The sequence below is a fragment of the Rhizorhabdus sp. P4_G6 genome (assembly GCF_056401045.1).
The window spans coordinates 202725-226292 of record NZ_JBFUKC010000001.1 but is presented as its reverse complement, the minus strand read 5'-3'; the positions used below and the strand labels follow the sequence as shown (position 1 = coordinate 226292).

At 65.1% G+C, this 23568-nt stretch carries 17 protein-coding genes; 8 read left to right on the top strand and 9 right to left on the bottom strand.

The features are described from left to right. The first annotated feature begins 81 nt into the window (after positions 1-81). The 4 genes from AC1DPF_RS01075 (at position 82) to hflX (ending at position 5702) form a co-directional block, all read left to right on the top strand. The gene (locus tag AC1DPF_RS01075; RefSeq protein ID WP_477866955.1) at positions 82-2334 is read left to right on the top strand and encodes a sensor histidine kinase; all 2253 of its coding nucleotides are present in this window, start codon (positions 82-84) and stop codon (positions 2332-2334) included. A gap of 3 nt (positions 2335-2337) precedes the next feature. Further along, a complete protein-coding gene (gene ntrX, locus AC1DPF_RS01070) occupies positions 2338-3726 on the top strand; it encodes a nitrogen assimilation response regulator NtrX (RefSeq protein ID WP_477866291.1) in 1389 nt (462 codons plus the stop codon). A 141-nt stretch (positions 3727-3867) separates the two neighbouring features. Beyond that, a complete protein-coding gene (hfq, locus tag AC1DPF_RS01065; protein ID WP_477866293.1) occupies positions 3868-4389 on the top strand; it encodes an RNA chaperone Hfq in 522 nt (173 codons plus the stop codon). After that, positions 4386-5702 carry a GTPase HflX gene (gene hflX / locus AC1DPF_RS01060; RefSeq protein WP_477959249.1) on the top strand — a complete coding sequence of 439 codons (1317 nt, stop codon included), beginning with the start codon at positions 4386-4388 and terminating at the stop codon, positions 5700-5702. Before hfq ends, hflX begins: the two co-directional genes overlap by 4 nt. 32 nt (positions 5703-5734) lie before the next feature. Here hflX and mazG read toward each other — a convergent pair whose 3' ends face one another. Next, positions 5735-6466, bottom strand: coding sequence for a nucleoside triphosphate pyrophosphohydrolase (gene mazG / locus AC1DPF_RS01055; protein ID WP_477866297.1), 732 nt, complete (start codon positions 6464-6466; stop codon positions 5735-5737). Positions 6467-6471: 5 nt separating this feature from the next. After that, positions 6472-7362 carry a LysR family transcriptional regulator gene (locus AC1DPF_RS01050; RefSeq protein WP_477866299.1) on the bottom strand — a complete coding sequence of 297 codons (891 nt, stop codon included), beginning with the start codon at positions 7360-7362 and terminating at the stop codon, positions 6472-6474. 144 nt (positions 7363-7506) lie between these two features. On the opposite strand from AC1DPF_RS01050, the gene AC1DPF_RS01045 reads away from it, so the two are divergent. Further along, positions 7507-8613: an acyltransferase family protein gene (locus tag AC1DPF_RS01045; RefSeq protein ID WP_477959247.1), complete on the top strand. Its 1107-nt coding sequence runs from the start codon at positions 7507-7509 to the stop codon at positions 8611-8613. 21 nt (positions 8614-8634) lie between these two features. Beyond that, positions 8635-9609, top strand: a complete 975-nt coding sequence (locus AC1DPF_RS01040; protein ID WP_477959245.1) for a glycosyltransferase family 2 protein — start codon at positions 8635-8637, stop codon at positions 9607-9609. On the opposite strand, the gene AC1DPF_RS01035 is transcribed toward AC1DPF_RS01040, so the two are convergent. Both AC1DPF_RS01035 and AC1DPF_RS01030 read right to left on the bottom strand, forming a co-directional pair. Continuing rightward, on the bottom strand, positions 9576-10349 hold the full coding sequence (locus AC1DPF_RS01035) for an ABC transporter ATP-binding protein (RefSeq protein WP_477959243.1): 774 nt from the start codon (positions 10347-10349) through the stop codon (positions 9576-9578). The genes AC1DPF_RS01040 and AC1DPF_RS01035 overlap by 34 nt on opposite strands. Next, entirely contained in the window at positions 10343-11347 is a 1005-nt protein-coding gene (locus AC1DPF_RS01030; RefSeq protein ID WP_477866307.1) for a FecCD family ABC transporter permease, read from the bottom strand. The genes AC1DPF_RS01035 and AC1DPF_RS01030 overlap by 7 nt, the downstream gene beginning before the upstream one ends. 45 nt (positions 11348-11392) lie before the next feature. Here AC1DPF_RS01030 and AC1DPF_RS01025 point away from each other — a divergent pair, with 45 nt between their 5' ends. After that, on the top strand, positions 11393-12268 hold the full coding sequence (locus AC1DPF_RS01025) for an ABC transporter substrate-binding protein (RefSeq protein WP_477959241.1): 876 nt from the start codon (positions 11393-11395) through the stop codon (positions 12266-12268). Between the two features lie 43 nt (positions 12269-12311). On the opposite strand, the gene AC1DPF_RS01020 is transcribed toward AC1DPF_RS01025, so the two are convergent. Together AC1DPF_RS01020 and AC1DPF_RS01015 are read right to left on the bottom strand one after the other, a co-directional pair. After that, entirely contained in the window at positions 12312-13025 is a 714-nt protein-coding gene (locus AC1DPF_RS01020) for a hypothetical protein (RefSeq protein ID WP_477866311.1), read from the bottom strand. Between the two features lie 5 nt (positions 13026-13030). Beyond that, complete coding sequence (locus tag AC1DPF_RS01015) at positions 13031-14218, bottom strand: toxic anion resistance protein (RefSeq protein ID WP_477959239.1); 1188 nt, start codon at positions 14216-14218, stop codon at positions 13031-13033. Positions 14219-14601: 383 nt separating this feature from the next. On the opposite strand from AC1DPF_RS01015, the gene typA reads away from it, so the two are divergent. Beyond that, positions 14602-16425, top strand: a complete 1824-nt coding sequence (gene typA, locus AC1DPF_RS01010) for a translational GTPase TypA (RefSeq protein ID WP_477866315.1) — start codon at positions 14602-14604, stop codon at positions 16423-16425. Positions 16426-16531: 106 nt separating this feature from the next. On the opposite strand, the gene AC1DPF_RS01005 is transcribed toward typA, so the two are convergent. From AC1DPF_RS01005 to gltB, 3 genes are all read right to left on the bottom strand, one after another. Next, a complete protein-coding gene (locus AC1DPF_RS01005; protein WP_477866957.1) occupies positions 16532-16795 on the bottom strand; it encodes a TFIIB-type zinc ribbon-containing protein in 264 nt (87 codons plus the stop codon). Positions 16796-17118: 323 nt separating this feature from the next. Beyond that, a complete protein-coding gene (locus AC1DPF_RS01000) occupies positions 17119-18555 on the bottom strand; it encodes a glutamate synthase subunit beta (RefSeq protein ID WP_477866317.1) in 1437 nt (478 codons plus the stop codon). Between the two features lie 13 nt (positions 18556-18568). Then, positions 18569-23212: a glutamate synthase large subunit gene (gene gltB / locus AC1DPF_RS00995; RefSeq protein WP_477959237.1), complete on the bottom strand. Its 4644-nt coding sequence runs from the start codon at positions 23210-23212 to the stop codon at positions 18569-18571. Positions 23213-23568: the final 356 nt, after the last annotated feature.

The window sequence follows — 23568 nt, the reverse complement described above, 5'->3', positions numbered from 1 at the left end:
TGGTCGAAATGACGTGCCGGGACGACCAGTTGCCGGTTTACTGTGTTCCAGAAGCCACGCTCTTGTGGTATTCTGGTCACGATGGCGGCTTTGGGACTCGCATATAAGCGTTTGCAGCGACGGGCGGCGGCAGCGTTGCGGCCTCGCCGCCTGATCCCCCTCCTGGAAATCGCGGTGCCTGTCGCGGCGCTGCTCATCTTCGTCGCCAGCTATCGCATCGTCACAGCCAGCGATAAGCCCGAGGTGCCGATCTCGCCATCGGTGGCGGCAGCGCTGCTGGGTGCCAACCTCATCGCGTTCATGGGCCTCATGGTGCTTGTCGCACGCCGCGTGGCCCAACATCGGGCCGCGCGGTCGGAACTCGGCGGCAAGGCGCGGCTGCATGTCCGGCTCGTCGCCTTCTTCTCGTTGATCGCCACCGTTCCGACGCTGCTCGTCGTCATCTTCGCATCGCTGCTGTTCCAGGTCGGCACCCAGTTCTGGTTCTCGGACAAGGCTCGCGTGGTGCTGAAAAGCTCTGAGAGCGTTGCCCGCGCCTATGTCACCGAGAGCAAGGAACGGCTGCTGGGCGACATATTGGCAATGTCCGGAGACCTGCGCGGGGCGCTGACGGCAACGACGGTCGACGATCCGCGTTTCGCACCGTTCTTTGCGCGGCAGGTGGCATATCGCGGTCTGTCGGAGTCTGCCATCATCAGCATCGACCGTGACGGCACGCCCCAGCTGATCGCACTCGCAAATCTCGACAAGCGACCGCTCGACAAGCGGCTGCCGCCGGCTACGCTGCCTTTCCTGCAAGGCGGCCAGCCGCGCGTCACGGCCGAATCGGGCGACCGGATCGAGGGGACGATCCTGCTCGATTCCGCGAGCCGGACCTATCTCTACATCTCGCGCCAATCCAACCGCGACGTGCTGTCCCAGGCGGCACGCGCCCGTTCCGCGCTGGGCGACTATATCGCGACGGTGGATCGCGCTCGCGCGCTCCAGCTACGCTTCAATATCCTGCTGATGATCATGTCGCTGCTGATCTTCGGCATAGCCATCTGGGTGGCGATGACGGTCGCGGACAGGCTGGTGCGCCCCGTCAACGAACTGGTCGCGGCGGCGCGGCGCGTGGCCGCCGGCGACTTGTCTGCGCGGGTCCATAGCGCCCCCACGCCCGACGAGATCGGCACGCTCGGCAGTGCCTTCAATCGCATGACGCGCAAGCTGGGCGAGCAGACCGGCGCGCTCGTCGCCGCGAACAGCCAGCTCGAAAGCCGCAGCGCGTTCATCGAGGCGGTTCTTTCGGGCGTCACCGCGGGAGTCATCTCGGTCGATCGCGCGCGCCACATCACGCTGGTCAATCCGTCGGCCGTCGCCCTGCTCAACCTCGAGCAGATGGTGGAGGGCGTGGCGCTCGCCGATATCTCGCCCGAACTCGATCATGTCATCGACAGCGGCGACCGCGAAGTGGTCGTCCAGGTCGTCGTCGATGGCGAGCCGCGAACGCTGGCGGTGCGGTGCGTGGCGGCAGAGGGCGCGCATGTGCTGACGTTCGACGACATCACCCAGCGTCTCGCCGACCAGCGCCGCGCCGCCTGGGCGGATGTCGCCCGCCGCATTGCCCACGAGATCAAGAATCCGCTCACTCCGATCCAGCTTGCGGCCGAGCGGCTGCAACGCCGTTATGGCAATGAAGTGCAGTCGGACCCCGGCGTGTTCGAGCGGCTCACCGCGACGATCATCCGACAGGTCGGCGACATGCGCCGCATCGTCGATGAATTCTCGTCCTTCGCGCGCATGCCGAAGCCGGCCTTTCGCGCCGAGGCGGTGGTGGACATCGCGCGCCAGTCGCTGTTCCTGCACGAGGTGGCGCATCCTGCCATCAGCTTCAGCCTGGACAGCGAGGGGCTCGCACCCACGATGGTGTGCGATCGCCGCCAGCTGGGCCAGGCGCTCACCAACCTCGTCAAAAATGCGGTCGAGGCGATCGAGGAAAATCCTGCCCAGCAGGCGCCGGGGGTGATCGCGATGACGATCCGCGCCGACGACCGGCGGCTGCGCATCCTGCTGGCCGACAATGGCCCCGGCCTGCCGGCCGAGCGCAATCGCCTTACCGAGCCTTATATGACGACGCGCAAGCGCGGCACCGGCCTCGGCCTCGCGATCGTCCGCAAGATCGTCGAGGACCATCTCGGGACGCTGGCGCTGCGCGACCGGCCCGGCGGCGGCACTCTGGTCGAGCTGGATTTCGACCTCGAATCGCTTCGCGGACTGAGCGTTGCCGACGATGCCGTGCACGACAATGAAGACGCGAAATTTCCTGAACTCACGCGAAGTGGAACTGGTTGAGCCATGGCTCTGGAAATCCTGATCGTCGACGATGAAGCAGACATTCGCGACCTGGTGGCGGGCGTCCTCGAGGACGAGGGCTATTCCGCGCGCACCGCGGCCGACAGCGATGCCGCGCTCGCTGCGCTCGATGAACGCCGTCCGTCGCTGGTGCTGCTGGACGTCTGGCTGCAGGGTTCGCGGCTCGACGGGCTGGATCTGCTCGAGGAGATCAAGCGGCGCGATCCTACCCTGCCGGTGCTGATGATCTCGGGCCATGGCAATCTCGATACCGCGGTGGCGGCGATCCGCCGCGGCGCGACCGACTTCATCGAGAAGCCCTTCGAAGCCGAGCAGCTGCTGTTGCTGGTCGGCCGCGCGACCGAGACCGATCGTCTGCGCCGCGAGAATGCGACGTTGAAGGCCCAGATTGGCCAGGAGGAAGAGCTTACCGGCAATTCCGGGGCCATCAACGCGATCCGCGCCACCCTGAAGCGCGTTGCGGCAACCGGAAGCCGCGTGCTGGTCAGCGGCCCCGCCGGCGTAGGCAAGGAAGTGGCGGCGCGCCTGCTCCATCTGTGGAGCAATCGCGCCCAGGCTCCTTTCATCGTCGTCAGCGCGGCGCGGATGGAACCGGAGCGGGTCGAGGAGGAGCTGTTCGGCGTCGAGGCGAATGGCGAACTGCTCCGTCCCGGCCTGCTCGAGCAGGCGCATGGCGGAACGCTGTTCCTCGATGAGATCGCCGACATGCCGCTCACGACCCAGGCCAAGATCCTGCGGGTTCTGACCGAGCAGGCGTTCAACCGGGTCGGCGGCCAGCGCATCGTCAAGGTCGACGTGCGGGTCGTCTCGGCGACCGCGCGGAACCTTGCCGACGAGATCGAAGCGGGCCGGTTCCGGGAGGATCTCTATTACCGGCTGAACGTCGTGCCGGTTCATATACCCGCGCTCAACGAGCGCCGGGAGGATATCCCAGCACTGGTCGAGCATTTCCTTGCCCGATTCGCATCCGAGCGGCGCGTGCCCACGCCGATGGTCACCGACGACGCGGTCGGCGCGCTGCAAACCTATGACTGGCCGGGCAATGTCCGCCAGCTGCGTAACATCGTCGAGCGGACGATCATCCTGGCGCCAGGCGACCGCATCGGCCGGATCGAGCTCGACATGCTACCGCCGGAGGTGCTGAGCGACCAGGCTCGCCTCGCACCTGGCGAAGCGGCGCGATCGATCATGGGAACGCCATTGCGCGAAGCCCGCGAAACCTTCGAGCGCGAATATCTGCGCGTCCAGATCAGGCGCTTCTCGGGGAATATCTCGCGAACCGCGTCGTTCATCGGGATGGAGAGGTCGGCCCTTCACCGCAAGCTGAAGACGCTGGGGCTGGTCGATCCTCGCGAGGATGAGGTGGAATAGGCCGGCGATTCCTCGGCATCTGTGCGCCGAATTGAATGCTGCAACTGCGAGATGGACGCCGGCGATTCGCTTCGCTATCATCCCTGTAGCCCCGCATAAGGCGTGGCTGCACGACGCTAAGCACGGCGCAACCAGCGGGCCATGACCCGCCAAGACCGGAGACCGGCAATGGCCGATAAGGTCAATAATCTCCAGGATATCTTCCTGAACTCGGTCCGCAAGACCAAGACTCCCGTCACCATGTTCCTCGTCAAGGGCGTGAAGCTCCAGGGCATCATCACCTGGTTCGACAATTTTTCGGTTCTGCTGCGCCGCGATGGCCAGTCCCAGCTGATCTACAAGCACGCGATATCGACGGTCATGCCCGCGCATCCGATCGACATGAGCGAGATCGACAAGAGCTTCGAGGAGAAGAAGGCCCACCTGCTGCAGGAAGTGTTCCTGTCGGCAGTGCGCAAGGCGCGTGAGCCGGTGACGATGTTCCTGGTAAATGGCGTGATGCTTCAGGGCGAGATCGCGGCCTATGACCTGTTCTGCATGTTGTTGCGGCGCGACGGCCTGAGCCAGCTGGTCTACAAACATGCTATATCGACGGTGCAGCCAGCGCATCCTATCAACCTCGCCGAGGTCGACGATAGCGACGACGAAGATGAGGACGATTGAGCGTTTTCAACCGTGAAGATGACGACGGGCTGAGCCGCGGCGCGCGAGCGCTGGTGGCTTTGCCCGAGCGTTCCGGCGACAGCCAGCGCAGTGCCGAGGCACGGCTCGACGAGGCGGCGGGTCTGGCCGCCGCCATCGGCGTCGACGTCGTGGAGAAGCTTGCCTTCCGGCTGCGCGATCCCAAGCCCGCCACTTTGTTCGGTTCGGGTCAGGTTGACCAGATCGCAACGGCCGCACGGATGGGCGAGGCCGAACTGATCATCGTCGACGCGGCTCTTACCCCTATCCAGCAGCGCAACCTCGAAAAAGCGATAGAAGCCAAGGTCATCGACCGAACCGGGCTGATCCTTGAGATATTCGGGGAACGCGCGGCGACAGCGGAAGGCCGCCTGCAGGTCGAGCTGGCCCATCTCGATTATCAGGCCGGCCGGCTCGTCCGCAGCTGGACCCACCTCGAACGCCAGCGCGGCGGCTTCGGCTTTCTCGGTGGTCCGGGCGAAACCCAGATCGAGGCCGACCGCCGCTTGATCCGGGACCGCATGGCCAAGCTGCGTCGTGAACTGGAGCAGGTCCGGCGCACCCGCGGGCTCCATCGTGCCCGGCGGCAGCGCGCGCCCTGGCCGGTTATCGCGTTGGTCGGCTACACCAATGCCGGCAAGTCGACCCTGTTCAACCGGATGACCGGCGCCAAGGTGATGGCTGAGGACCTGCTGTTCGCCACGCTCGACCCGACCATGCGCCAGATCAGCCTCCCCGGCATCGACAAGGCGATATTGTCGGACACCGTCGGCTTCGTCTCGGACCTTCCTACGCAGCTCGTTGCAGCGTTCCGCGCGACGCTGGAGGAGGTGACCGGCGCCGATCTCATCCTCCACGTCCGCGACATCGCTCATCCCGACAGCGACGCCCAGGCCGCCGACGTGCTCGGCGTGCTGGGGGATATCGGGGTCGGCCCCCGCGCGCCGGACCATGACGCCGGAGAGGGCGCCCCGATCATCGAGATCTGGAACAAGATCGACATGCTCGATGCCGAATCACGCGCCGCGATTGAAGCCGAGGCGATGCGTCGCGAGGATGTGGTGACCCTGTCGGCGCTGTCGGGCGAGGGCGTCGATACCCTACGTCGGGTCGTTTCCGAACGCCTCTCGACCGGAAACCGCGTAAGGACCTTGTCGGTTTCACTACAGGACGGCTCGGCGCTCGCCTGGCTGCACCAGAATGGTGAGGTGCTCGGGCAGGAGGTCGACGGCGACCGCATAGCCGTCGAGGTGCGGCTTTCGAACAGCGATCTCGCCCGGTTCGAGGCGCGGTAGACTGGATTGAGCGCCGTTCCGGAGGCTCGCTCTTATGTTCGCTTCGCCTCCACCCAAAGTGCTTCCTTCTCGTCCAGCGAAAGACCCGCGAAGGTATCGCCTGCCATCGCCTCTATCGTCCGGAATCGTTTTTCGAACTTGGCATTCGCGCCACGCAGTGCCGCTTCCGGATCGATTCCCAGCTTGCGCGACCAGTTGACCACCGCGAACAGAAGATCTCCCATCTCCTCGGCGCGATGTTCGTCGGATCGCGCTTCGGCGACTTCGGCGATTTCTTCTTCAATCTTGGCGAGGGCCCCCGCTGGGTCGGGCCAGTCGAAACCGGTTCGCGCCGCCCGCTTCTGGAGCTTTTCGGCGCGCAGTAGCGCGGGCAGGGCGGCCGCGACGCCGGCCAGGGCGCTCCGGTCGTCGGACTTTCCGGCTCGCTCGGCGGCCTTGATCTCCTCCCAGCCGGGGCTTGCGCCCTCGCCGAAGACATGCGGATGGCGCCGGGTCATCTTGTCGCTAATGCCGTCGAGCACGTCCTGGAGGCTGAAAGCCCCCCTTTCCTCGGCTATCTGCGCGTGGAAGACGACCTGGAGTTGAAGATCGCCGAGCTCGTCGCACAGGGCCGGCATGTCGTCGCGCTCGACGGCATCGGCGACTTCATAGGCCTCTTCGATCGTATAGGGGGCGATCGTGCGGAAATCCTGTTGGACGTCCCACGGGCAGCCTGTTTCGGGGTGGCGCAGCCGCGCCATTATGTCGCGGAGTCGTTCGATCATGTCGGTCACCTATCCCAGGGTGGCAGCGGCGAGAAGAGTGCCCGGAAATACTCGATGAACGCCCGCACATTCGGGGCGGTTTCCGCGCCGCGCGGGTGGACCGCGTAGATCGCGACGTCGGTTGCCCCGCAGACATCGGGAAGAACGCGGACCAATGTGCCGTTGCGCAGCGCCGGGCCGATGTCCCAGGTCGAGCGCAGCGCGATGCCAAGCCCGGCGATAGTCAGTTCGCGGGCGACCTCGCTCGAATTGGTGCGAACGGCACTGGCGCCATCGACAGTGACCGGGCCGGCAGGGCCCTCGAGCCGCCAGGGCAGCTGATGGGCGGCAGCGAGCAGTCGATGGCTGGCAAGATCGGCGATGCCGGCGGGCGTGCCATGCTCGGCGAGATAGACGGGCGCAGCGCATAAGATGCGGTGGTTGTCGGCAAGCCGGTGCGCCACCAGCGACCCCGCGGGCTCGGATGCGATGCGAATGGCGATGTCGACCCGTTCGGCGAGAAGGTCGGAAAATCCATCATCCAGTTCCAGCGACATTTCGATGCGAGGATTGAGATCCAGAAAGCCCTTGAGGTGGGGTGCGATGTGCAGCCGGCCGAAGGACGTCGGCGCAGATACGAGCAGTCGACCGCCGGGCTGGCCGATCCGACCGGCGACGCGCGCCTCCGCTGCGCGCGTCTCCTCGATGATGCGGCGGACATCCTCGTAGAAGCCCTGGCCGACGTCTGTCAGCACCAGCCGCCTGGTGGTGCGGTGGACGAGCGTAGAGCCGAGGCGGGCTTCGAGGCGCGCGAGCCGCTTGGACGCCATCGCCGGTGAGATTCGCAGGCGCCGCCCGGCGGCCGAGAGGCTGCCGGCCTCGACGATGGCTACGAACAGCGCATAATCTTCGTGCATGGCGGAGAGCTAGCCCGATCATGCGTTGCAATGCCATCGCTAATCCCTGATGACGGCGCAGGAGTGGCGGGCAGGAGACGGGGGCGTAGCGTGCGCCGGCTCGCCTGGCATTACAGGCAGGAGGCCCCGGGGGCGGGTGGATCTTTGAACGCGTCCGTGGACCAGAGCGACCGACGCCGCACGGCGTTGCGGGATGTCGGCGAATTGGCCGGAGTCCAGTATCTGCGCGGCGTCGCCGCGATCATGGTGCTCATCTATCATGTCCCCGTACAGCTTGGCCGGATGGGCTATGCCGGGCCCTGGCCGGCAGGGCTGGCGGGCGGAGTCGACATCTTCTACGTCATCAGCGGATTCATCATGTGGGTGACCACGGTGGGGCGTCCGCAGGACACGCCACTGACCTTCTGGCGTCGCCGCATCCTGCGCATCGTCCCGCTCTACTGGGCGGTTACCGGCTTCGTCACGGCGCTCATGCTGGTCTCGCCCGGCCTGCTGCAATCCTCGCGGTTCGATCTTGCTCATGTCGCGGCATCATTCCTGTTCGTCGGCTACAGCCACCCGCTCACGCATATGATCGAGCCGGTGGTCATCCCCGGCTGGACGCTCAATCATGAGATGTTCTTCTATCTGCTGTTCGGATTGTTCCTGCTGGTGCCGGCGTCATGGCGTTTCGCCGGCATGATCGCGACCCTGGCGTTGCTGGTGCTGCTCGGCTCGATCAGCCGCCAGGCGCCCGACAGCGTTGGCGGCTTCTACACATCGGGCATGCTGCTAGAGTTCGGGCTGGGCGTCGCGGTTGGCGTGATCGCAACCCGGGGCGCTGGCCTGGCGCGGCTATCCTCCGCTACCGGTTGGGCCATGCTGGCCATCGGCGCCGCGGGGGTCATGATGCTGCCACAGGTTGTCGCCCTTCCACGCCTGCTCGCCAGCGGCCTGCCATCGGCGCTGCTGCTGGCAGGCCTGCTGGTGGTGGAAGCGCATCAAGGGCTGTTTCGCTCGGCGCTGCTGCATGCACTGGGCGACGCCTCCTATTCGATCTACCTGTCGCACATGATCACGCTGTCGGCGACGAGCCAGCTGTGGCGCGCGCTGGGCCTCGCCACCGACTTGCGGGCGCTGGCGCTATATGCGCTGCTGTCGATCGCGATCAGCGTAGCGGCGGGCTGCCTGTTGTATCTGCTCGTCGAGAAGCCGTTATCGCGGCGCCTTGGTCGGCAACAACGACTACATGCCAGACTGGCAACCGCCTGAGGGTCGATGACAATAGCCGAAATGACCTCTATCACTGCCGCCATGCCAGCCGATATCGCCGTGATCCTACCTTGCTACAATGAAGAGGCGGCGATCGCCACGACGATCGCCAGCTTCAAGGCGGCGCTGCCTGACGCACGCATCTACGTCTTCGACAACAACAGCAAGGACCGCACCGTCGAGGTCGCGCGGGCGGCGGGGGCAATCGTCCGCACGGAGCGGATGCAGGGGAAAGGCAACGTCGTCCGGCGCATGTTCTCCGATGTCGAAGCCGAGATCTACGTCATGGCCGATGGTGACGCGACCTATGATGCATCGGCAGCGCCGGAGATGATCCGGATGATGCTCGACGAGCGCCTCGACATGGTGGTGGGCGCCCGGCGATCCGAGGTGGAGGCGGCCTATCGCCGTGGCCATCGCTTCGGAAACGCGATGCTGACAGGTCTTCTGGCGCGCCTTTTTGGGAGAACTTTCTCCGATATCTTATCAGGTTATAGGGTTTTTTCGCGACGGTTCGTTAAGAGCTTCCCGGTGCTTTCGGCGGGCTTCGAGATCGAGACCGAGATCAGCATCCATGCGCTGGAACTGCAGATGCCGGTCGGTGAGGTCGTCACCCATTATGGCGCCCGGCTGGAGGGTTCGACCTCCAAGCTGTCGACCTATCGCGATGGCTGGCGGATCCTGTCGACGATCGGTACGCTGTTCCGGATCGAGAAACCGGTGCTCTTCTTCGGAGCGATCGGAGGGCTGCTCGCCCTGCTCGCGATCATCCTCGCGATACCGCTGGGCATCACCTATCTGCAGACCGGACTGGTACCGCGACTGCCGACGGCCTTGCTCGCGACCGGCCTGATCATCCTGGCCGTGCTCAATTTCTTCTGCGGCCTGATACTTGCTACGGTGGTGCGCGGGCGGCGCGAGGTGCGGCGGCTCGCCTATCTGAGTTTCGCGGCGCCGGGCGGTCAGGATCGCGACAAGGGCAGCACCACCGGCTGATCTTCGATCGTCCCGGTCCAGGCCCGGATATTATAGCAGCGGCTCAGATGTTCCGGGGTCAGCACGGTCGAGGCAGGGCCATCGGCGACCAGCCGGCCTTCGTGGATCAGGATCAGCCTGTCGCAAAAGCGCGCTGCCATCGCCAGGTCATGGAGCACCGCGATCACCAGCGTCCCGGCAGCGGCCTCCGCCTTGAGGAGCTCCATCATCTGCAGCTGATGGCCTGGATCGAGCGCCGCGAGCGGCTCGTCGGCTATGAGGGCGGGCGCTTCGACGGCAAGCGCACGCGCGATCAGCGCGCGGGCGCGCTCTCCGCCGGACAATTCGGTTACGACGCGATCGCGCAGCTCGAGTATTTCGGCGCGCGCCATCGCACGCTCAACCGCCGCCCGGTCGGCACCGCCAACCGAGGAGAACGGCGCCAGGTGCGGCAGGCGGCCTAGCGACACCAGCCGCTCCACAGTCAGCGGCCAATGAACCATCTGCCCCTGCGGCAGATAGGCGATGCGACGCGCAAGCCTCGCGCGCGGCACGCGCTGCACGTCTGATCCGTCGATGAGGACCTGTCCCGCAGCAGGCTGGATCAAGCCGGTGATGGCCCGCGCCAGCGTCGATTTGCCCGCCCCGTTGGGCCCGATCACCCCGACCAGCGCACCGGGTTCGATCCGGGCATCGACAGCATGGAGGACGGTGCGCTTGCCAAGCACCACCTGCAGCGCTGAAATGGTGAGACTCACCATAGCCGTCGCTCGCGAACCAGATGGTAGAGGAACACCGGGACCCCGAGCAGCGCCGTCAGCACGCCGAGGCGGAGTTCGCTGTCGGTCGGGATCAGCCGGACGGCGATGTCGGCCGCGCTGAGCAGTGCCGCTCCGCCTAGAGCGGAAGGCAGCAGCAGCGCCGATGGCGAACGATCGCCGAGCGGACGTAGCAGATGCGGCACGATCAGCCCGACGAACCCGATCGCCCCGGACACCGCCACCGCTCCGCCGACGCCGATCGCGATCCCGCCGAGGAGTCGCCAGCGCAGGGCGCGCAGGTCGACGCCGAGGGTTTGCGCCGCATCCTCGCCAAGGGTGAGCGCATCGAGCGCCCGGCCGTTCCACAACAGCAGCACCGCGCCGATGGCGATGCACGGCAGAGCAAGCCAGAGATGGACGAAGGAGCGATCCTCCAGCGAGCCCATCAGCCAGCTCATGATCTCCATCGCCGCGAAGGGATTCGGCGCGAGGTTGAGCGCAAGGCTGATCCCGGCGCCGGACAGCGTGCCGACCGCTATGCCGGCGAGGATCAGCGACAGCGGGCTTTCGGCGCGGCCGGCGAGCAGCATCAGCGGCGCCAGACCGATCAGCGCGCCACCGATAGCCAGCAGCGGCAGGCTCAGCGGATGGGCTTGCGTCAGCCCGAAATAGAGGGCGACCACCGCGCCGAGGGCGGCCGCGTTGGAGGTGCCGAGCACCGAAGGCTCGGCGAGTGGATTGCGCAGATAGCCCTGCAGCACCGCACCGGCGAGGCCAAGCATCGCACCGACCAGCAGCCCCAGCAACGCTCGCGGCAAGCGCAGCTCCAGCAGCACGGCGCGCAGCATGGGGTCACCGCTGCCGGAGAGGATCTCGATGATCTCGCGGGATCCGAAGCGGGTCGGCCCGGTCAGCAGCGATCCGACGCCAAGCAGCGTCGCGGCCAGCGCGAGAGCGGCAATCAGCAACATGCGTCGGGTTAGGGGGCTGATGGTCATCGCGCTCGCTTGACCCTAGCCGCCCGATCTTCGATTGAGAAGGCGATGCGGTTCCGAAATCATCGCTGGTTCCTGCTGGCCGCGGCACTGCTCTGCGCGGCGCCCGCCACCGCCGCTCCGAAGCGGATCGTGTCGCTGAGCCTGTGCGCCGATCAATATCTGCTCGCGCTCGCCGATCCTTCGCAGATCGTCGCGCTCAATCGCTTCTCGCACGATCCGGCGATGTCGTGGGGCGTGGCGAAGGCGCGCCGCTTCCCGGCGATCCGCGGCAGCGCCGAGGAGATGCTGACGCTGAAGCCCGACCTTGTATTTACGTCCGGTTTCGGCACTCCGGCGGCGCTGGCGGTGCTTAGAAGCCACAAGGTCACGATCATCGACCTGCCCCGGGACGATGATTTGGCGAGCATCGAGAGCACCACCAGGATGGTCGCCGCGGCGATCGGCCACCCGGCGCGCGGCGAGGCGTTGATCGCATCGATGCGCAGCCGCCTGGCGAAGCCGGGCAACCCGCCGGGCAGGGGCCGGACCGCGGCTTATTATCAGCGGCGCGGCTATCTGACCGGGCAGGGCACCCTGATCGACGAGATCATGCACCGCGCTGGGCTGGTGAACCTTGCGACGCGACTGAACCGGCCGATGCTGTCTTATCTGTCGATCGAGGAGATGGCGATGGCCCGGCCCGACTTCCTGATCGTCGACAATGGCGGCCGCGTGACCGACAAGGGCACCGAGATGCTGGAGCATCCGCTGCTGTCGCGGTCGATCCCGAAGGCGCGGCGGATCGATATCCCCGAGGCGCTGACGACCTGCGGCGGCCCATCCTATCCCGATGCGATCGAAAGGCTTGTGACGGGGATCAGACAGGCGGACAGGGTCGACCAGCCAGGCTCGTCATCCCGGCGGATGCCGGGATCTCAGTAGAGGTTCGCCCCCTTGACCCGCTCCGTCCCTGTGACGGAATGGCTTACCTCGTCTCGCCGTCCTCTCCGCGATATTTCAGCTCGAGATAACGCCCCTGCGTGGCGAGCTTGTCGAGGTCGCCGCTCGCGAGTTGTTCGGCCATCCGTACCAACTGCTCGTCGACAACCCGCAGGCCCTCGACAAGCTGCTTGTCGGGCGAACTGCCGTTGCGGTCGGCGCGGCGCATTGCTTCGGGCACGCGCTTATAGCCGTCGATCAGTTCCGGCAGTTCCTCCGCCATCAGCTTGCGCAGTTCGTAGGCCGCGGGCGCACGGGCGTCGAGCGTGGCAAGCTGCGGACCGATCGCCTCGAGCTTGATGCCGATCTCGTCTGCAAGCCGCTGCGCCGGGGCGGGAAGGGCAGGGCGCTGCGCTTCGAGCCAGCGTTCGGTCTGCGAGGGCAGCAGCGGCAGATCGCTCTTCGCCATCTGCTCCGGGGTCGGCTCGGCAGCGTGCGGCCAGCCGAGGATGCCGAAGAAGACGATCGCCATCGCGACCAGCATCAGGAAAAAGCCGCCGATACCCAGTGGAGTTATGAACGTACCGATCAATCCGGCGGCTAGCATCACGCCGAGCACCGCGAAGAACGCATATTTCACGCGGCGGAAGAAGCCGGCCACGCGCCGCCGATGCGCCTTGATCTGCCGGGGCGAGGTGCGCGCGCGGACCCTTTCGAGGATTTCCTCGGCGCGATCCATGGTGCCGCGGCTGTCGACCATGGCGGCTATTCCAGCGCCCGGAAAGGCTCGGCCTGGCTTTGCGCCGCGCCCTCGGCCCGCGCGATATAGCCGCGCGACTTCTCGACTTCGGTAGTAAGCGTGCCGACGGTCTGCTTCATCGAGGACAGCGCTTCGACCTTGAAGCGGTCTATCGCGTCCATCGTGTCGTAGATGTTCTGGAACGCCCGCTGCAACGTCTCGACCGGAATGGTCGAGGCGGCCGCCTGCTTGTGGATCTCGCCGGTCTGGTTCTTGAGCATCTCCCCGGTGGAATCGATCATGTTCGCAGTCGTGCTGTTGAGAGCGGTGATCTGCTCGAGCACCAGCTTCTGGTTGGTCAGGGCCTGCGCGACGGTGACCGCCGTGCGCAGCGCCGCTACCGTCGTGGTGGAGGCGCGGTCGACACCCTTGACCAGTTCGACATTGTTCTTCTTGACGAGATCGAGCGCCAGATAGCCCTGCACCGTCACCGCCATCTGGGTAAGCAGGTCCTGACTGCGTTGGCGCACGTAGAAGAGCGCCGTTTCGCGGATTGCCTTGGCCTTTTCGGGATCGCTGCTGTCGAGTTCGAGCGCCTTGGTCTCGAGCCGCTCGTCGAGCGTCTTCGAGAGATGGATCATCTGCTCGAGCCTGCCCATCGCCGCCCAGAGATTCTGCCGCTCGACATCGATGGCGGCGTTATCCTTGATCAGCTCGTCCTTGCCCGACGCAAGGCTGCGCAGGATGGAGGAGATATGGCTCTGCGCCGATTTGTAGCTGTCGAAATAGTCGCGCATTCGATTGCCGAACGGAAAGATGCCGAACAGCTTCTTGCGCGTGAACAGGTCGCCCTTGCTGCCCGGGTCGAGATCCTCGATCGTCCGCCGCAGCTGGGCGAGATCGGCGCCGACGCCGGTGTCGGCGTCGATCGCGCGCACCGGGCGATCGAGAAAACGGTTCGACTGACCCGCGGCCTCGGCGATTTCACGACGGCCCATGTTGCTGATCGAATCAACCCGCTTGCCGAACTCGGGGCTATTGACGTCCTGCGCCACCAGCTCGTCGACGAAGCTGTCGACCTTTTCATCGAGCTGGCTGCGCTGCTCGTCCTTCAGAGGGACGAGGCCGGCGGCCTTATCGGGAGCGAGCACCTTGACGGGTGCCGGCGCCTGCAGGACGAGATCAGGTTCTTCGGTCGTCGTCGTGCTGGCCATTGCCGGCATCTCCCTATGTTTTGACGAGGCGGAAGATGGCGGCAAGAGGTGCATTATTCAAGCGATACGGTCTGCGGCCCTACTCCGATCCAGCTGGTGCAAATGCTCAAAATGCAATGATTGCAAAAATTGCATCTATCGTTGTTGCATGAGCAGTTGTCGAATCGAACGCTGCACCGCAAAAGGAACGGGCCTTTCAGGCATCCTCTCCTAATAACTCAAGGGTCGGTTCCAACGAACCGGCCCCTTTTTTTGCCCGTCGCGGCGCGCATTGCGGTTGCGAGATCAGCGCCGCCGCATCGCTCACTCGGTTCCGGCCTTGTTGCGTTGCGCCAATTCAGCTATGCGGCCGGCAAATACCTCCAATCAGGATCATCAGAATCATGAGCCTCCGCAACGTGGCGATCATTGCGCACGTCGATCATGGCAAGACCACGCTCGTCGACCAGCTATTCCGTCAGTCGGGCACCTTCCGCGACAACCAGCGCATCGAAGAACGCGCGATGGATTCGAATGATCTCGAGAAGGAGCGCGGGATCACCATTCTGGCGAAATGCACTTCGGTCGAGTGGGAAGGCACGCGCATCAATATCGTCGACACGCCCGGCCACGCCGACTTCGGCGGTGAGGTCGAGCGCATCCTGTCGATGGTTGACGGCGTGATTCTGCTGGTCGATTCATCCGAAGGCGCGATGCCGCAGACCAAGTTCGTGACGGGCAAGGCGCTGGCGCTGGGCCTGCGCCCGATCGTGGTCGTCAACAAGATCGACCGGCCCGACGAGCGCACCCAGGAAGTTCTGGACGAAGTATTCGACCTCTTCGTCTCGCTCGACGCCACCGACGAGCAGCTCGATTTCCCGGTTCTCTTCGCCAGCGGCCGCAACGGTTATGCCAGCGAAAACCCGCAGGCGCGCGAGGGCACCCTCAAGCCGCTGTTCCAGAAGATCGTCGATCATGTGCCGGCGCCGGCCGCCGATCCGGACGGACCCTTCAAGTTCCTGGTGACCCTGCTCGACCGCGACAATTTCCTCGGTCGGATCCTCACTGGCCTGGTATTCTCGGGTTCGGTCAAGACCAACCAGGCGATTCACGCACTCGATCCGGACGGCAAGATCGTCGAGACCGGCCGTGCGTCCAAGATCATGGCGTTTCGTGGCCTGGAGCGGGTTCCGGTCGAAGAAGCCAATGCGGGCGACATCATCTCGATAGCCGGTCTCGCCGTTGCGACGGTGGCGAACACCATCGCCGATCCGACCGTGTCCGAGCCGCTGCATGCGCAGCCGATCGATCCGCCGACGCTGTCGATGCGCTTCGCCGTCAACGACAGCCCGATGGCTGGTCGCGAAGGCACCAAGGTGACGAGCCGGATGATCCGCGACCGCCTGTTCCGCGAAGCGGAATCGAACGTCGCGATCAAGGTGACCGAGAGCGCCGACAAGGACAGCTACGAAGTCGCTGGTCGCGGCGAGCTCCAGCTCGGCGTGTTGATCGAGACGATGCGCCGCGAGGGGTTCGAGCTCGGCATTTCGCGCCCGCGCGTGCTGTTCCGCGAGAATGAGCAGGGCGGCAAGGAAGAGCCGTACGAGACCGTGGTCATCGACGTGGATGAGGAATATTCGGGGACCGTCGTCGAGAAGATGGCGATCCGCAAGGCCGAGCTGCTCGACATGCGCCCCTCGGGCGGCGGCAAGACCCGCATCACCTTCTCGGCGCCATCGCGCGGCCTGATCGGCTATCATGGCGAGTTCCTGTCGGACACCCGCGGCACTGGCATCATGAACCGGCTGTTCGAGAAATATGGCCCCCACAAGGGCAATATCGAGGGCCGCAAGAACGGCGTGCTGATCTCGAACGGTGCTGGCGAGGCGAACAGCTATGCGCTTGGCCCGCTCGAGGAGAGGGGCATTCTCTTCGTCGCGCATGGCGAGGCTCTCTATGAGGGCATGATCATCGGCGAGAATGCCAAGACCGACGATCTCGAAGTCAACCCGATGAAGGCGAAGCAGCTTACCAACTTCCGTGCTTCGGGTGGCAAGGACGACGCGATCCGGCTGACCCCGCCGAAGCGGATGACGCTGGAACAGGCGATCGCCTATGTCGACGACGACGAACTGGTGGAAGTGACGCCGAAGTCGATCCGGTTGCGCAAGCGCCACCTCGACCCGCATGAGCGCAAGCGCGCGAGCCGGGCCAAGCAGGCGGCGTAATCGGCCTGACGGAAAGAGGGGCGCCAGAGAGATCCGGCGCCCCTCTTCTTTTTCCTTATGGCGTTACTCCGGTGGAGCCCGGCTTCTCAGGCGTCTGACGCGCGGGTCAGTCGAAAAGCTCTTCCAGAAACGACTTCTTCCGCTTGTGCTTGTAGCGCGGATCATAGCCAAAGGGCTGCTGTTGGGGCGGCGGCGCATAGTGCTGCTCGCGTCCCTGCGGCGCAGGCACGGCTTCTGCGGCCGATCGCTCGATGATCTTGTCGAGCTCGCCGCGGTCGAGCCAGACGCCGCGGCATTGCGGACAATAGTCGATCTCGACATTCTGACGTTCGCTCATCGTCAGCGGTACCGCGCAGACAGGGCAATTCATATTCGGATGGGTCAACTTGTATCTCCCTCGATTTCGCGCTCGGCGCTGAGGAAGAGGGGACCCCGCGGCACCGAGCATTGCTCGATGCGGTCCGACATCACGATCGGTTTCGATCGCCAGAGGGGCCCGGCCCGCGCAACCAAGATAAGGGCGCGGCCGGGTTCGACAAGGGGTTTCGCATCCTCCCTTTTATCGTCACTCCAGCGAAAGCTGGAGTCTCAGGCATTAGGAGAAGATGTCGAGGCAGGAGCCTTGCCGAGATTCCAGCTTTCGCTGGATTGACGGATCAGACTAGGAAAGCAGATCCTCCCTATCCCGACCTTTCAGCTCGGCAGGTCGCTCTTGCCCATCAGGTGAAGATCGACCGCGCGGGCGCACTGGCGGCCTTCACGGATTGCCCACACGACCAGACTTTGACCGCGGCGCATGTCGCCGCAGGCGAAGATGCCGTCTTGGCTGGTCGCGTATCCGCTCGTATCCGCCTTCACATTGCCCCGTGCATCGAGTTCGACGTCTGCCTGTTCGATGAGACCGGCGGTGTTGGGGCCGACAAAGCCCATCGCCAGCAGCACCAGGTCGGCTTTGAGCGTGAACTCGCTGCCGGCKACTTCCTGCATCTTGCCGCCGACCCACTCGACGCGGATGCATTCGAGCGCGGTCAGCTGGCCGTTGGTCCCGACGGCGCGTTTCGTCACCACCGACCAGTCGCGCTCACAGCCTTCCTCGTGGCTCGAGGAAGTGCGCAGCTTGAGTGGCCAATGCGGCCAGGACAGCGCCTTCGCCTCCTTCTCGGGCGGCCGCGGCATGATCTCCAGCTGGGTGACCGATGCGGCGCCATGGCGGTTGGAGGTGCCGACGCAATCCGATCCGGTATCACCCCCGCCGATCACGACGACATGCTTGCCGGTCGCGGTCAGCGTGCCGCGCGGGGCGGCGCGGAGTTCGTCGTCTCCGGCGTTACGCTTGTTCTGCTGGGTAAGGAATTCCATCGCATAGCGGACGCCTGGGAGCTCGAAGCCCGGGATCTCCAGCGGGCGCGGCTTTTCAGCGCCGCCGGAAAGCACGACCGCGTCGAAATTCTCCCGGAGCGAATCGATGGAAACCTGAACACCGACCTCGGTGCTGGTGCGAAAGGTGATCCCTTCGGCCTCCATCTGCACCAGGCGCCGATTGACGAGGTGCTTCTCCATCTTGAAGTCGGGGATGCCATAACGGAGCAGGCCTCCCATCCGATCGTTCTTCTCGAACAGCGTGACGCTATGTCCGGCGCGGGCGAGTTGCTGCGCGCATGCCATGCCGGCGGGTCCCGATCCCACGACGGCCACCGACTTGCCGGTCTTGCGAGCCGGCGGCATTGGTACGATCCAGCCTTCCTCCCATCCCCGATCGACGATAGCGCATTCGATCGACTTTATCGCGACCGGTGTGTCCTGGATGTTCAGCGTGCATGCCGCCTCGCACGGCGCAGGGCAGATGCGGCCGGTAAATTCCGGAAAATTATTTGTTGAATGAAGCACTTCAAGTGCGTTCTTCCAATCGGACTCATAGACCAGATGGTTCCAGTCCGGGATGATGTTGTTCACCGGACAGCCGGTATGGCAGAACGGGATGCCGCAATTCATGCAGCGGGAAGCCTGATCTCGCAGTTCCTTGTCCGGCATTGGCAGGACGAACTCGTTCCAGGTCTTCAGCCGCTCCGCAGGCTTCAGATAGCTGCGCTCCTTGCGCTCGATCTCGAGAAAACCGGTTGCCTTGCCCATCTTTATTCTCCGGTCATTCCGCGGCGATATCAGCGGCAGCGAGGCGCTCGGCCTCCAGCTGCTGCAGCGCGCGGCGATAGTCTCGCGGCATCACCTTCACGAACCGGGTGATGGTGGTCTGCCAGTCGTCGAGGAGGGCACGCGCCTGGGCGCTGCCGGTGTGCAGATGATGTCGCTCGAGCAGGATGCGCAACCGATCCGCGTCATGGCGGAGCATGTCGCCCATGCCATAATCGTGGACGCTTGCGGGGCGCTGCTGCGGCCGGCCCGTACCCTCATCCGCGTCGGGGGCAGCGTTGATGGGCTCGACATCGACCATCGCCGGATTGCAGCGGTCGCGGAAGCGGCCATCGACGTCGAGCACATAGGCGATGCCCCCCGACATACCAGCGGCGAAGTTGCGCCCGGTCTGGCCCAGCACCGCGACGACGCCGCCGGTCATATATTCGCAGCCATGATCGCCGGTGCCCTCTACCACCGCGATTGCGCCCGAGTTGCGCACGGCGAAGCGCTCGCCGGCGACGCCCTGGAAATAGGCTTCGCCGGCGATCGCGCCGTACAGCACCGTATTGCCGACGATGATATTCTCCAGTGGATCGCGGCTGACATGCCCAGGCTGGCGGACGACGACGCGGCCGCCGGAAAGTCCCTTGCCGACATAGTCATTGCCATCGCCGGTCAGTTCGAGCGTGACGCCATGGGCGAGGAACGCGCCGAAGCTCTGCCCGGCGACGCCGGTAAGGCGGATGGTGATGCTGTTTTCCGGCAGTCCGGCATGTCCGTAGCGCCGCGCCACTTCGCCCGACAGCATCGCGCCGACGGTACGATTGACGTTCAGCACCGGCCGCTCGATCACGACATGCTCGCCACGTTCGAGCGCGGGCGCCGCAGCGGCGATCAGGTCGTTGTCGAGCGCCCCGTCGAGGCCATGGTCCTGGAACTTGGAATGGTGCAGCGTGTTGCCCATCGCCGGTTGCGCCTGGTGGAGCAGGCGGCTGAGATCGATCCCATGCGCCTTCCAGTGATCCAGCGCGGCGCGGGTTTCGAGCCGATCGACCCGGCCGACCATCTCCTGAACCGTGCGGAAGCCCATCTCGGCCATGATCGCGCGCAGTTCCTCGGCGACGAAGAAGAAGTAGTTGATGACGTGCTCTGGCTGGCCGGTGAAGCGCGCGCGCAATACCGGATCCTGCGTGGCGACGCCGACCGGACAGGTGTTGAGATGGCATTTGCGCATCATGATGCAGCCGGCGGCGATCAGCGGCGCGGTTGCGAAGCCGAACTCGTCGGCACCGAGCAGCGCGCCGATCGCGACGTCGCGGCCGGTGCGGATGCCGCCGTCGACCTGCACCGCGATACGGCTGCGCAGGCCATTGAGCAGCAGGGTCTGCTGGGTTTCGGCCAGGCCTATCTCCCATGGGCTGCCGGCGTGGGTCAGCGATGTGAGCGGCGAGGCGCCGGTGCCGCCTTCATAGCCGGAGATCGTCACATGGTCGGCGCGCGCCTTCGAGACACCGGCAGCGACCGTGCCGACTCCAACCTCGGAGACGAGCTTCACCGAGATCCGCGCACCGGTGTTGACGTTCTTCAGGTCATGGATGAGCTGCGCCAGATCCTCGATCGAATAGATGTCATGGTGCGGCGGGGGCGAGATCAGGCCAACGCCGGGGGTCGAGTGGCGCACCTTGGCGATGTTCTTGTCGACCTTGTCGCCGGGCAGCTGGCCGCCTTCGCCGGGCTTGGCGCCCTGCGCCATCTTGATCTGGATGTCGTCGGCATTGACCAGATATTCGGCGGTGACGCCGAACCGGCCCGAGGCGACCTGCTTGATGGCCGAGCGCATCGAATCGCCGTTGGCCAGCGGCACGAAGCGATCCGGCTCCTCGCCGCCTTCGCCGGTGTTGGAGCGGCCGCCAATGCGGTTCATCGCCACCGCCAGCGTGGTGTGCGCCTCGCGTGAGATCGAGCCGAAGCTCATTGCGCCCGTGGCGAAGCGCTTGACGATCTCCGACGCCGGCTCGACTTCGCTGATATCGATCGGGCGATCGGCCGGCTTCAGCCGCATCAGACCGCGGATCGTCAGCAGCCGCTCGCTCTGCTCGTTGATCGACCGGGCGAACTCGGCGTAGCGATCCTGGCTGTTGCCGCGCACCGCATGTTGAAGCGAGGCGATGTTTTCGGGCGTCCAGGCATGGTCCTCGCCACGGACGCGATAGCCATAGACCCCGCCCACATCGAGCATGTTGCGATAGATCGGATTGTCGCCATAGGCAGCGGCGTGGCGGCGGACTGTCTCCACCGCGATCTCGGCAAGGCCAATGCCTTCGATGGTGGTCGCCGTGCCCGTGAAATAGCGTTCGACGAACGACGAGGACAGCCCGATCGCGTCGAAGATCTGTGCGCCGCAATAGCTCTGATAGGTCGAGATGCCCATCTTGGACATGACCTTGAGAATGCCCTTGCCGACAGCCTTGATATAGTTCTTCCGAACCTCGTAGCCGGACAGCGGCAGCGCCTGGCGGACGCGGATCTCTTCGAGCGTGTCGAAGGCGAGATACGGGTTCACCGCTTCCGCGCCATAGCCCGCGAGGACGCAGAAATGGTGGACCTCGCGCGCTTCGCCGCTCTCGACGACCAGGCCGGTCTGCATGCGCAGCCCCTGCTTGACGAGATGATGGTGGACAGCCGCGGTCGCCAGCAGCGATGGCATCGCGATGCGGTGCGCATCCTGCGCCCGATCGGACAGGATCAGGATATTCTTGTCGGCCAGGACAGCTTCGGTGGCGGCCCAGCACATTTCCTTGATCGCAGCGGCAAGTCCGGCAGCACCGGCTGCAGCCTCCCAGGTGATGTCGATCGTCTGGGTGCGGAAGGCGCCGTCGAGTTGGGCCTCGGCCGAACGGATCTTGGCCAGATCCCCGTTGGTGAGGATCGGCTGATCGACCTCAAGACGCTTGTGGGTGCCGGCCTGGCGCCCCAGCAGGTTGGGACGCGGACCGATCATCGACACCAGCGACATGACCAGCTCCTCGCGGATCGGATCGATCGGCGGGTTGGTGACCTGAGCGAAGTTCTGCTTGAAATAATCGTAGAGCAGCCGCGACTTGCTCGAGAGCACCGCGATCGGCGTGTCGGTTCCCATCGACCCGATCGGATCCTCGCCGTTGCGGGCCATCGGCTCGAGGAACTTGGCAATATCCTCCTGCGTGTAGCCGAACGCCTGCTGGCGATCGAGCAGGGTCTGGGGATCATTCGGCAGGGCGGGAGCCTCGGCCGTCTCCAGCGCCTCGAGATCCTTGAGCTTGTACTGCGCCGCCTCCAACCACTTGGCATAAGGCTTGGCGCTGGCAAGGCTGGCCTTGATCTCTTCGTCCTCGATGATTCGGCCCTGCTCCATGTCGATCAGCAGCATCTTGCCCGGCTGCAGCCGCCATTTGCGGACGATGTTCTCCTCGGGGATTGGCAGCACGCCCGACTCGGAGGCCATCACGACATGATCGTCGTCAGTCACGCAGAAGCGCGCCGGCCGCAGGCCGTTGCGATCGAGCGTGGCGCCGATCTGGCGGCCGTCGGTGAAGGCGACGGCGGCGGGGCCATCCCATGGCTCCATCAGCGCGGCGTGATATTCGTAGAAGGCCTTCCGTGCCGGATCCATCATCGGATTGCCCGCCCAGGCTTCGGGAATGAGCATCATCACCGCATGGGCGAGCGAGTAGCCGCCGGCGACGAGAAGATCGAGCGCATTGTCCAGGCAGGCGGTGTCCGACTGGCCGTGCGGGATGATCGGCCACATCTTGTCGAGATCGGAGCCCAGCAGCTCCGATTCCATGGTGCGGCGGCGCGCGTTCATCCAGTTGACGTTGCCGCGCACCGTATTGATCTCGCCATTGTGGGCGATGAAGCGATAGGGGTGCGCCAGCTTCCAGCTTGGGAAGGTGTTGGTCGAGAAGCGCTGGTGGACCAGTGCGATCGCCGAGGTGGTGAGCGGATCACCGAGGTCGCGATAGAAGCTGCCGACCTGGCCGGCGAGCAGCAGCCCCTTATAGACGACCGTGCGGCTCGAAAAGGACGGCATGTAGAAGTCGGTGAGACCCGGCAGGCCGTGCGTGGCTTCGAGTTCGGCGAGCGGATTCTGGGTTTGCTTGCGGATTGAGAGCAGCTTGCGCTCGAAAGCATCCTGATCGGCGCAGTCCGGGCCGCGGCCGATGATGGCTTGCCGGATGACCGGCATCTCATCGAGAACGGCCTGACCCAGGCCGGTCGTGTCGACGGGCACGTCGCGCCAGCCGATCAGGCTTTGGCCTTCCTTGACGATCAACTTCTCGAAATGCGCGATGCCGAATGCGCGCGCGGAATCATTTTGCGGCAGGAAGCACATAGCGACCGCATAATCACCGGCGGGCGGAAGGGTGAGGCCGGCGCCGGCCGCCCAGTCGCGCAGCAGCGCATCCGGGATCTGGATCAGGATACCGGCGCCATCGCCGAGCAGCGGATCCGCGCCCACGGCACCGCGATGGTCGATCTTGAGGAGGATCTCGAGGCCGCGCTGTACGACCGTGTTGGACTTGGCGCCACGGATGTTGGCGATGAACCCGACGCCGCAAGCATCATGTTCATTGCGGAAATCGTACAAACCCTGATTCGGCGGATAGGTCATCCGGCGGCAAGCTCCCCCTGGTCCGTACCGACGGACCTTCGCGGTGGCTGCTATACATATATGACCCGCGGAGTGAAGCCTACAAAAGTCCCTTGCCCAACTAGCGCAGCTTTCAGCAATCATGTTGCGTAGCCAGATCGCGCAAGCCGCGACGCGCCTTGGCTACTCGATGAACGGAGGGTGCCGCTCCGGCGAATCGCGGCCGAAGGCATCAGGCCGACGAAGGCCAGCAACACGGCTGCAAGCGCATATGTCCGATGACCCAGGCCCGGCCGGAGCGGATGCGGCGGATAGCCGCTGGTCGCGAAGAACGCGTCTTGAAGCTGGAGGAGGTGGACTGGCCCGCCGCCGCCCCC